The sequence below is a fragment of the Campylobacter showae CC57C genome, assembly GCF_000344295.2.
GTDB lineage: Bacteria > Campylobacterota > Campylobacteria > Campylobacterales > Campylobacteraceae > Campylobacter_A > Campylobacter_A showae_B.
The window spans coordinates 1-11,108 of the sequence record NZ_AOTD01000004.1; the positions used below are offsets into that span (position 1 = coordinate 1).

11 protein-coding genes are annotated in these 11,108 nt (G+C 47.8%); 7 read left to right on the forward strand and 4 right to left on the reverse strand.

All coding sequences use genetic code 11. The features are described 5' to 3' along the window. Nucleotides 1–971, forward strand: a 971-nt coding sequence (locus H740_RS00175) for a glutamate racemase (protein WP_002950195.1), incomplete at its 5' end; no start/stop codon positions are given. Between the two features lie 356 nt (nt 972–1,327). Here H740_RS00175 and H740_RS00180 read toward each other — a convergent pair. Together H740_RS00180 and H740_RS00185 are read right to left on the reverse strand one after the other, a co-directional pair. Further along, complete coding sequence (locus H740_RS00180) at nt 1,328–2,137, reverse strand: M48 family metallopeptidase (protein ID WP_002950196.1); 810 nt, start codon at nt 2,135–2,137, stop codon at nt 1,328–1,330. Between the two features lie 399 nt (nt 2,138–2,536). Next, the gene (locus H740_RS00185; RefSeq protein WP_002950197.1) at nt 2,537–3,610 is read right to left on the reverse strand and encodes a putative transporter; all 1,074 of its coding nucleotides are present in this window, start codon (nt 3,608–3,610) and stop codon (nt 2,537–2,539) included. A 124-nt stretch (nt 3,611–3,734) separates the two neighbouring features. Between H740_RS00185 and H740_RS00190 the strand changes: the two genes are divergently transcribed. The 6 genes from H740_RS00190 (at nt 3,735) to H740_RS00220 (ending at nt 9,231) form a co-directional block, all read left to right on the forward strand. Then, nucleotides 3,735–4,190, forward strand: a complete 456-nt coding sequence (locus H740_RS00190; RefSeq protein ID WP_002950200.1) for a DUF411 domain-containing protein — start codon at nt 3,735–3,737, stop codon at nt 4,188–4,190. A 186-nt stretch (nt 4,191–4,376) separates the two neighbouring features. Further along, a complete protein-coding gene (locus H740_RS00195; RefSeq protein WP_002950202.1) occupies nt 4,377–4,589 on the forward strand; it encodes a hypothetical protein in 213 nt (70 codons plus the stop codon). Between the two features lie 381 nt (nt 4,590–4,970). After that, entirely contained in the window at nt 4,971–6,302 is a 1,332-nt protein-coding gene (locus tag H740_RS00200) for a hemolysin family protein (RefSeq protein WP_034956734.1), read from the forward strand. 409 nt (nt 6,303–6,711) lie between these two features. Continuing rightward, nucleotides 6,712–7,557: a fumarate hydratase gene (locus H740_RS00205; protein WP_002950206.1), complete on the forward strand. Its 846-nt coding sequence runs from the start codon at nt 6,712–6,714 to the stop codon at nt 7,555–7,557. Nucleotides 7,558–7,566: 9 nt separating this feature from the next. Beyond that, a complete protein-coding gene (locus H740_RS00210; RefSeq protein WP_002950208.1) occupies nt 7,567–8,127 on the forward strand; it encodes a Fe-S-containing hydro-lyase in 561 nt (186 codons plus the stop codon). Nucleotides 8,128–8,652: 525 nt separating this feature from the next. Then, on the forward strand, nt 8,653–9,231 hold the full coding sequence (locus H740_RS00220) for a lysozyme inhibitor LprI family protein (protein ID WP_002950219.1): 579 nt from the start codon (nt 8,653–8,655) through the stop codon (nt 9,229–9,231). A gap of 96 nt (nt 9,232–9,327) precedes the next feature. On the opposite strand, the gene H740_RS00225 is transcribed toward H740_RS00220, so the two are convergent. Then, the gene (locus tag H740_RS00225; RefSeq protein ID WP_002950220.1) at nt 9,328–10,380 is read right to left on the reverse strand and encodes a TRAP transporter substrate-binding protein; all 1,053 of its coding nucleotides are present in this window, start codon (nt 10,378–10,380) and stop codon (nt 9,328–9,330) included. Nucleotides 10,381–10,614: 234 nt separating this feature from the next. Further along, nucleotides 10,615–11,088, reverse strand: a complete 474-nt coding sequence (gene cheQ, locus H740_RS00230; RefSeq protein ID WP_034956737.1) for a cheVAW transcriptional regulator CheQ — start codon at nt 11,086–11,088, stop codon at nt 10,615–10,617. Nucleotides 11,089–11,108: the final 20 nt, after the last annotated feature.

An 11,108-nucleotide genomic window follows, 5' to 3' on the forward strand; every position in this document is an offset into this window, starting at 1 on the left:
GGTTTAGCGGGGCGGAGTTTTTGTATTTTGCCGACGAGGATCACGTCCCCTACGGCACGAAAAGTAGGGCCGACATCGTGCAGCTGAGCCTCGATGCGGTGGGGTTCTTGGTCTCGCGCGGCGCGGACGCGGTCGTCGTAGCTTGCAACACCGCCACGAGCGCGGCTATCTCGGAGCTTCGCGGCACATTTAGCGTGCCGGTCATCGGCATGGAGCCCGCCGTCAAGCTCGCCGCGGACAGTTTCGGCGCGCGCCCGACGCTGCTCATCGCCACGCCGCTAACGATCGTAGGCGAAAAGCTCGCGCGCCTCGTGGGACGACTGGAGTGCGAGACGTGGAGCTTGCCGCTACCCAGGCTCGTGGAGTTTGCGCAGGATTTGGAGTTTGACTCGCCCGCGGTTCGGACCTATCTGCGCCAGGAACTGGGTAAATTTGAGCTCGCGCGCCTCGGTTCGCTCGTGCTTGGTTGCACGCATTTTAACTATTTCAAGGATATTTTGCGCGAGATTTTGCCGCCGCACGTGCGCATCATCGACGGCATCGACGGCACGCTAAACCGCCTTGCAAGCGAGCTGGGCGGAGGGCTGAAGCTTGCGGGCGGCGAGGATTTGCCCTCGCGGGCGGCTAAATTTAACGCAGACGGCGGCGTAGAATTCGATACGAATTCATCGGTACAAATCGATAAATTTGAGGAACAAGGGCGAGGCGAGGGCGGCGGACAGAGTATAAAAGGTAAGAGCAAGCGGGGCTCGGAAGGGCGCGGCGAGGGCGAGCAAGGCAAGGAAGGGGGCGACGAAGGCTGTGGCGACGAGCAGGGTGCAGAAAGATGCGACGAGTGCGGCGGTAAAATTTACTATTCAAACGGCAACAGCGTGGAGTATTTTTACTCGGGCAGGGCGCTCGATGTGGCTCAGCTGTATAAAATAGAAGTGTTTTTGAAAAGGCTTGATGCGATGCGGGAGATTGATTAACGTCGCACTCGCCACATGCCGTTTTACGTAAGCAAAAAGCGTGATAAAAAGCAGGCTTGCGCGCAAATTTGATGCGGATGGCGATGTAAATCGAACGTCAAAAACTACTCTAAATTTACGACAAAAACAGCTAACCCAAAATCTATAAAAAAGCAAATGCAGTTAAATTTACCGCTTTTAAATCAAATCAAAAAGCCGCTGTTTGAGCGGCAAATTTAAAATCTAATCGTTCAAATTTAGTATTCGGCGGATTTTACGGCTCGGCTATCCGCCTTACAAATATCCTTAAACGCCCGTCCGACTGTCTAAGACGGGCGACCGTAAGCGCTTTAAAGGGCTGGCACGCAAGCTAAATTTTACTTTTTAGCTTGCTGATACACCGGCTCGAGCTTGGCCGCGACCTCGCGCAGATCGGCGATGCGGCTTTGGCTAGACGGGTGGGTGCTCAGTATCTCAGGCACGCTGCCGCCGCTTTTTTGCGACATTTTGACCCAGACGTTCACCGCCTCTTTAGGATCGTAGCCCGCGCGCGCCATCAGCTCCGTGCCGATGTGGTCGGCCTCGCGCTCGTGCGAGCGAGAAAACGGTAGCGAGATGGTGTACTGCGCGGCCATATTCATGGCGCCGGTAGCTAGATCGCCCAGTCCCGCAGCCTGCGAAACGGCGAAAATGCCGACGTTTTTGAGCATATCCGTGCTGGCCTGCTCGCGGCTATGCTCACGCAGCGCGTGCGCGATCTCGTGCCCCATGACGGCGGCTAGCTCGCCGTTTGTGAGCGATAGGTTTTTAATGATGCCACTATAAACGACGATGCGACCGCCCGGCATACACCACGCGTTTATCGTGTTTTCGTCGATCACGTTTACTTCCCATTTCCACTTGAGCGCATCCTCTCTAAATGCTCCGACCTGCGCGATCAGGCGTTTGGCGACGTCTTGCACTCTTTTTGTCATCACGGGATCGATGTTTAGCGCGCCCTTTTTGCGCGCGTCGCTTAGCGTCTGCACATAGGCTTTGGCTGCGGCTTCGTTCATCTCCTGTTCGCCGACTAAAAACATCTGGCGTCTGTTTTCGCCTAGCGCGCCGCCGCTAGTTGAGCTGGTGAAGCAACCAGTCAGCATCGTCGCGGTAAACACGGCGAGCAAAATAATTTTTCTTATCGTCATTTTTCATCCTTTGCGAGATTTTGGCGATTATACCGCTAAAACAGCTATAAATTCGTAAATAGGCGTTTAAATTTGGCTTAACGGCGGCAAATTTGTAAAGAAACGGCGGGTAAATTTGGGTTTTGGAAATTTGACGGCGTAAATTTGGCTTGGTTTTAGCGGCTTTAACGGATCTGCGTTAAATTTGTGCGGGCTAAATTCGGCAAATTTGCGTACCTGAACCCGCTTTAGACGGCTCGGACGCGACTTGCAAGCTCAAATTTAATCGCCGCCCGCAAGCCATCAATTTTAGAGAAAACCGCGAGTTCGTTAAATTTGCCAAATTTACAGCCGAGCGAGCCATCAAATTTACGTCCGAGTCAAAGCTAAATTTGGGCGGCCGACGAAGCATGACGTTTTTTACATACTAAATTCCATTAGCTTTAAGTATATCGCAAAGGCTGCGATCGTGATCGCCCAATAGGCAAATATATCAAGCCCCAGCCCCTCGTTATTCTCGTTTTTCGTGCCTTTGTAGCCGATATTGGTCTCAAATTCTTTCAAACGCTTGTGGATGGAGCGTAGCTCGGTGATGGTCGTCCAGTTTCTTATAAATATCGACAAGCTAGCGCGCACCTGAGAAAAGGCATTTACGACTTGCATCATCACGCCCAGGGTTATCGCGCCCGTTAGCACGCTAGGGCCTAGGGCTATGAGCGGAACGATGATCATGGCTTGGCTAAAGCTGTATTTCCAAACGTCGAAATATCCGTAGTGCAAAAAGAGCCTGCCGAAGTTAAATCTTATCTTTCGAAAAAGCTCTTCTAGCTTGTGCGTATCGCCGTAGTTTTGCTTGTCGTCCTCGGCATAGACGAGCTCTTTTCTAAATGCGGCTTCGACTTTTTGGTTGTTGTACTCAAGACCGGGCAGCTTTATGCCCACAAACCACGAGATGATAAGGCCGCCCGCGCTGGTAGCCACAGCGATCCACACGAGCGAGCCGGCTACGTTCTCCATAAACGGCACTTTTACCTTTGCGCTAAGCGCCCAAAGGATGGGTACGAAGGCCACTAGCGTCATAACCGCATCCACCACCGTAACACCCAGATCCTCGACGATCTTAGCAAAACGGTAGATATCCTCTTGGATACGTTGTGAGCTGCCTTCGATATCTTTTGGCGTCTTTTTCCAATAGTCGATGTAGCTAAAGGTCATCGCCTCTCGCCACCGAAGCGTCCAAACTCGCGTAAAATACGATATCGCCGTACCTAGTAGCACGAAAGGAAACGCCAATGCGGCAAAAATCTCGATCGCCGTCCAAAAGTCCCCTACCGTGTGGCTTTTGACGTCTTGCAATATATCGTAAAAGCCCTTGTACCACTCGTTTATCGCTACCGTTAGCTGCACCTGCGCGTAGGTCAGAGCTAGTATCAATATCACGCCCAGGTGCGCCCACTGCACCCATTTTTTGCTCGCGAAAAACGACGAAAACATCTATTTGCCTTTAAATTTGAGATTTAGTCGCAAAGTATAGCAAAACCCGGCTAAATTTATGCGCGTTAGATTGCTGTTATGCGTATTATGTTAAAATCCGGCGAATTTTTTACAAAGGATGAAAATGAAAAAGACTATTTTGGGATTTTCGCTATTTACGGCGCTTGCGTCGGCGGCTCTGGGCGGCGAGACGATCGAAGTTTATAAAAGCCCGGACTGCGGTTGTTGCGGAAAGTGGGGCGAGATAATGAAAAAAAGCGGCTTTGAGATCGTAGAGCACAAAACAAACGCGATAATCGAAACGAAAAACAAATACGGCGTTCCGCCGGAGCTATCTAGCTGCCACACCGGTATAGTCGGAGGTTACGCTATCGAGGGGCACGTGCCGGCCGAAGAAATAAAGGCGCTTTTAGCCGCCAAACCGGCTGACGTCGTGGGTATCTCGGTACCCGGCATGCCGCTGGGAAGCCCCGGCATGGAGCAGGGCGGTATCGTCGAGGACTACGATGTGATTGCGTTTAAAAAGGACGGTACGAGCGAAGTTTTTGCAAGCTATAAAAACGGCAAGAAGGTAAAATAATTTAGCGAGTTCGGCGTAAAATTTTCCAACGCCGCGGCCATCGTTTTACAGGGTTTCGCGGCGATTTTTACCTCGAGACTATTTTTTTTAAATTTGAGTGCCGCATCTCGTCAAATTTAGCGCAAAATCAAGCTAAATTTAACCGCCGTCGCTGTATCATTAAGATAAATTTACAAAGGAGCGGGCGTGGCGAGACTAATTTTTATCCTGTTTATTTTGGGTTTTCTCACGTGGCTTTATATGGGCGGGACGACCAAAACGGTGGCTGATTACAAAGGTATGAGCCGCGAGGAGCTTGAGGCTTTGTGTCTTGATAAAAAGGACAAAAAGGCCTGCCAAAAAATAGCGATCGACTTCGTAAACGGCGCTAAAGCAAACGGCGGCAAACCGCAGTTTTAGGACTTAACGCGTCAAATTTGCCGCTAAATTTTGACGGCGTAAGCTTAGTTCAAATTTTATAAATTTAACCGCTAGCATTTTTACGGTGTGGGTCTAGGCGCGTCAAATTTGGACTCAAATTTAAATAATTTTTGTAAATTTAGACCAAAGGCCGCATAAAATAAGCAATATTTGTATTACAAGTTTAGCGCAGAGTTTAAATTTGGGCTCAAATTTAAACGGAGAGTAGGGCGCGTGCATGACTAAAAGCGCTAAAACGCGGCAAAATAGCCCCCGCGGCTCTCGCTCGCGCTAGAGGCGGCAAAAATGCGCTTTCAGTTTAAAATTCCCGATTTTCTGCTATAATCGCCGCATTTCATTTTAATTTTTTAAGGATTTTAATTGCACCCCAGTAGCGCCGACTCGCTTTTTATGATCGCTCTCGCGTTTTTCTTCGTATTTCTAAACGCTTTTTTCGTCTTATCAGAATTTTCCATCGTCAAAGTCCGTAAGAGCCGCCTAGAAGAGCTTGCTAAGGACAAAGTGCCAAACGCGAAAACCGCGCTTGATATGTCAAACAATCTCGACACATACCTCTCCGCCACGCAGCTAGGCATCACGCTAAGCTCGCTAGCTCTTGGTTGGATCGGCGAGCCCGCGGTCGCTAGGCTGATAGAAGAACCGCTAAAAGCATACTTTAATCTAAACGATATTTTAGTCCACACCGTCGCGTTTGCGATCGCATTTACGCTGATCACGCTCATGCACGTGGTGCTAGGCGAGCTGGTACCAAAGTCCGTCGCCATCGCAAAATCCGAAAAAGCCGTCCTAGCCATCGCGCGTCCGCTACACGTATTTTGGGTGGTTTTCTCGCCGCTTATCAAGACTTTTGATTTCTTAGCCGGCGTTTCGCTTAAAATTTTAGGCATCAAACCAGCCAAAGAGAGCGAGCTAGCCCACTCCGAAGAAGAGATAAAAATCATCGTCGGCGAGAGCCTAAAGGGCGGCGTTTTAGACAGCTTTGAGACCGAGATTATCAAAAATGCGGTCGATTTCTCCGACACGGTGGCTAAAGAGATCATGACTCCGCGCCGCGATATGGTCTGCATAAACAAGCAAAAAAGCTACGAAGAAAACATCAAAGTGATCTTTGACTCCAAATACACGCGCTATCCCTACATCGACGGCAGCAAGGACGCGATACTAGGTATGATTCATATCAGGGATATCTTGCAAATCGATCTTGGTAACAAAAAGCGCGAATTTGACAGCATCGTGCGTAAATTCGTCATCGTGCCCGAAAACCTCTCGATATCTAAAATCTTAGTCATGATGAACAAGCAGCAAATCTCCGCCGCTCTCGTCGTGGACGAATACGGCGGCACGGCGGGGCTTCTTACGATGGAAGATATAATGGAAGAGATCCTAGGCGACTTTAACGACGAGCACGACGACGCCGACCCGCACTACAAAAAGATCAACGAAAATATATACGAGTTTCAGGGGCGCTTTGATTTAGAGAGCGTCGAGGAGCTGATGGGGATAAGCTTTGCTGACGAGACCGAGGAGCTAACGATCGGCGGATACGTCTTTAATCTCATCGGTCGCTTGCCTGTCGTAGGCGACAAGATCGAGGACGAAAACTGCTACTACGAGGTGCGCAAGATGGACGGTGCTAGCATCTCTAGCGTCAAGGTGCGCAGAAAATTTGAGCAAAAAGAGGATGAAGACTAGGCAAATTTGCGCCTTGCTTTTTGCAGGAGGGGCGTAAATTTGGTTTTAAATTTGAGGCGCAAAAACGGCTTCTCAAATTTAAGCCGGGCTACAAATTTGAAAACGACGACGCGTTCATAAAATTAGCTCAAATTTAAGCTATTTCGTCAAATTTGAGCTTGCGACATTTGCGCTAAATTTATCGCCGCTTGACCGAGTTTTGCGGGATTGCCATTATTTTTTACGCAAAGCATAAATTTAAATTTGCCTTGCTAAATTTAAGCCGATTTTTCTCTCAAACTCTCTCAAAATCCACAAATTTAATCTAACTTTTTAGCTTATTTTGATAAACTTCGCGAAATTTAATAAGAGATAAAAATTAAATTCTATATTTTGAAATTTATAAAACAAATTTAATACAGGAGGACAGATGAGAGTAGTTCAAGCGGAATTAATCTCCAAAACCGTCAGCGAGCTTTGCAAAGAGGCCTGTTACGTCGTGACGCCCGATATGAGAGCGGCTTTTGAAAAAGCTAAAGAAAACGAGAGCTCGCCGATAGGCAAAGACATCCTAGGCAAGGTACTCCAAAACGCCGATCTAGCCCAGAAACGCGTCGCGCCGATCTGCCAAGACACGGGTATGGCGGTGGTGTTCGTCGATATCGGTCAAGACGTGCATATCGAGGGCGGGTTTTTAGAAGATGCGATAAACGAGGGCGTAAAAGACGGCTACGTGGGCGGCTACCTGCGCAAATCGGTCGTAAACGACCCGATCTTTGAGCGTAAAAACACGACAAACAACACCCCGGCCGTCATAAACGTAAGGATAGTAAGAGGCGATAAAATCCACATAAAAGTCGCTCCAAAGGGCTTTGGCAGCGAGAACAAATCGGCTCTAAAGATGCTAGTACCCGCAGACGGCCTAGAGGGCGTGAAAAAGGTATTTTTAGACACAGTTAAGCTAGCTGGTCCAAACGCCTGCCCTCCGATGGTGATCGGCGTAGGCATAGGCGGCACGATGGATAAGGCTGCGCTAATGGCAAAATACGCAGCCGCTCGCGCCGCAGACAGCAAAAATCCGGATCCTAGATACGCCAAGCTAGAGGAGGAGCTACTAGAGCTCGCCTGCAAAACGGGCGTCGGACCGCAAGGTCTAGGCGGCGACACGACCGCGGTAAAAGTAAATATCGAGTGGTATCCGACCCACATCGCGGGCCTACCGGTCGCTATCAACATCAACTGCCACGCCGCTCGCCATGCTGAAGCTGAAATTTAAGGAGAAAAGATGTCAGAAGTAAAAAAGATAACCGCGCCGTTTGATAAAGATGTCGTAAAAAGCCTAAAAGCCGGCGATAACGTATTAATAAGCGGCACCATCATCGCAGCTCGCGACGCCGCGCACAAGGCGCTAACCGAGACTTTGGCTCGAGGCGAGGCATTGCCCGTAAATTTAGCCGGCGAGACGATCTACTATCTAGGACCAAGCCCCGCAAAACCTGGCGACGTCATAGGCGCAGCCGGGCCGACAACTAGCGGACGCATGGACAAATACACTCCGACGATGATAAACGAAGTAGGCATCAACGGCATGATAGGCAAAGGATATCGTAGCGACGCCGTCGTCGAAGCGATGAAAAAATCAGGCTGCGTCTATATGGTCGCTATCGGCGGCGCGGGCGCGCTAATCAGCCAAAGTATCAAAAAGTACGAAGTGCTAGCCTATCCAGAGCTTGGCCCAGAGGCGGTCGCGAGGCTTACGGTCGAGGACTTCCCGGCTATCGTAGCGATCGATAGCGAGGGCAATAACTTCTATGAAGCAGGACAAGCTCCGTATAGAAAAATATAAATTTATCGGCGCGAGTTATCGCTAGCTCGCGCCCTGATCTACGCGCCGCTCTTTATGGGCAAATTTGAAACCAAACGGCGCGTTAAACTCTTAAATTTTACGCTCACTCTTTAAAAATTTTGCCATAATTGCTCGGATACGCTGCTTTTAAAGATTTCTTAATCTTAGCCTTTAACGAGCCTCCGTCGCTAAGCTTTACGTCGTCGATCAAGCAATCTTTGTCGCAAATTAGGCGCAAAGTTATATCCCGTTTTTCGCCAAATAGCTCAAATTTTACTCGCACTTCGTTTTCCGAAACAGCTTTTGCGCTAAAGTTTTTGAGCTCCTCAATCTCGTGCGAGCCTATAAAAGGGTCGAGATCTAGATCTGATTCGTATATAGCGTTGTTTGAAGTATGCGAATGTGAAATAAATATTTGAGATTGTATATTTTGGGCTGGAAGGTAAAAAAAATATGGGGTAAAATACGTAAATTTAAAGTAAAATTTCGTATAATAAGTATTCAATTTTAATTAAAGGAAAATGTATGAAAAAGCTATTTTTACCACTTGTGGTCGCTGCCACGGTCTACGGCGGAGGATCGGACTACGTCTCTGAAAATACGAAAAAGTGCATAATGAATTCTCAAACCACCGATCAAGTGATTGGATGTATACAGGCTGACCTTACAGCAGAAGGATCGTCACTTGATTATGTAAAATTTGAATGGAATTATGGTGACATAATAAGTGAGAAAATAAAACGCGACTGCCAGGAGGCATCCGACAAAGGCCAATTTGGACAGTTAGCAAACTGCACTGATTTTGAAATGAGTATTTACGATAAAGTTTTAAACATAAAATATAAGAGCGTATTAGAAAGGTTTACTAACGATAAATCAAAGCTAGCAGCAAAAGAGCCTAGCAAAAATGACTTTATTGCAGCACAGAGAGTATGGTTGAAAATGAAAGAAGGTTGCATGAATATTAGGGAAGAGGTTGGCGGAAGAGACTACCCGCCGTCGCTAATAGAATTGAACATGATAGCGCAGTGTGAACTGGATATGACAAAAGATAGGGTAAAATACTTTGAATATATCATTGAAACAAGAGATATAAAAGAATAGTCCGAGTTGAAACCAAATTTTAGGTCAAATTTAACACCAAATTTATGTTAGCCGAGCCGTCAAATTTTACTCGGACGGCTCTAAATTTAGCAGAGATCACTCTGTGGTGCTGTTTATGTAGCTGTTTTCAGAGATCTGCGTCCAGACTCTAGCCTTTTTCATAAAGGCCTTTTGCGAGTCCAAAATTTCCTTAAACGTCGCGTCCTTTGCCGAAAGCTCGTCTAGGATCTCATCCGTAGCCTTGCGCAGAGCGGCGATGATCTCTGGCGGAAACGAAGCGATTTTCACATCTGGATGCTCGCTTTTGATTTTATCAAGGACTAGCGAGTTTTGATAGACCGCCGACTCATAAACATCGGCCGCTACGGCCTTGGTTGCGGTTTCTACGATAGCTTGGAGGTCGGCGGGTAGCTTGTCCCAGAGTTTTTTGTTGATGTAAAATTCATTTTCGCTAGCGGGCTCCTGCCAGCCTGTGTAGTAAAATTTAGCCACCTTTTGAAATCCGAAATTTATATCGATCGCTGGGCACACCCACTCGACGGCGTCGATCGTGTTCATCTCCATCGCCATGTATAGCTCGCCGATCGGGATCGTGTTAATGTTTACGCCCAGCTTTGCCATTATCTCGCCGCCAAGCCCGGTCATGCGTAGTTTTAGCCCCTTTAGATCGTCCGTACTCTTGATCTCTTTTTTAAACCAACCGCCCATTTGCATGCCGAAATTTCCGCCGTGAAATGTCACGATGCCGTATTCGTTAAAGACCTTTTGCGCCAGCTTCTTGCCTCCGCCGTACGCGTACCAGGCGTCCTGCTCGGCCTTGTTCATACCAAAAGGCACGGTCGTAAAGAGCATGAGCTTGGCGTCCTTGCCCTTATAAAAGTAGCTAGCGGTAAAAGCCGCGTCGTACTGGGCGCTTTTGACCATATCAAGCAGCGCAAACGCCGCCTTGTGCTTGGACGGATAGTCGACGCGAACCTCGATACGGCCGTCGCTCATCTTTTCCACGAGCTCTTTAAATTTCTTAGGAGCGTCGCCTAGCACGGGTACGTTGCTCTCGTAGGTGGAGGCGAGCTTGATTTTGTATTTTTCCGCTGCCTGCGCGCTGATCATCATCGCCGTGCATAGAGCCAGAGCTGAAAGTAGTTTCATTTTTTCTCCTTTCGGTTTTAAATTTACCGATTATAGAGTTTTGTATTATATTTTTTGATTAATTTTAAAATTTAAGCTACAAAAATCTATACAAAGTGAGTAAAAATGTAAATAAATTTATAAAATGTTACTAAAATTAATTTTTATGTTTTAGTGATCGGAGCGGTTTAAATTTGCAGAATAAATTCGGCGTAGTATAGCGGTGTTAAATTTGAGCGGGTTTTGCGGTCAAATTTAATAATACCCAAGGCACATCGTCTCGGTTAGCTTTATGCGCTTTTCAAGCGGCGCAGGCGAGAAAAACGAGCACTTTTCGATGTAAATTCTGTAGTCGTAGTCAAGCCCGAAGTCGTCGTAAAATTTCTTTAAATTTATAAATTTTATCCCGCAAATTTCGTGTAGCTCGAAAAGCGGGTAGAGTTTGGAGCCGTTTTTGGCGACTAGATGCGATGGCGCTAGCGTCGTAAACGAGCAAAATGCCGATGTGAGCACGAGTCCAGCCAGATCGCTGCAGCGCGCGGCCGCCTCGCGAAATCGTGCGGGAATGCTCTTTTTATGTAGAAAAACGATGCGCGAGTTTTCAAATTTAGCACAGATCGCGCCGCTCCAAAACAGATACGCATTGCCCGAAATTTCGGCATTTCGCGCAAATTCGCAGCCCAGAACGTAATCGTCTAAAAACTCGTTTGGCGCAAGGGTTATTTTCATATTTTTCGTGCCTTTCTTGC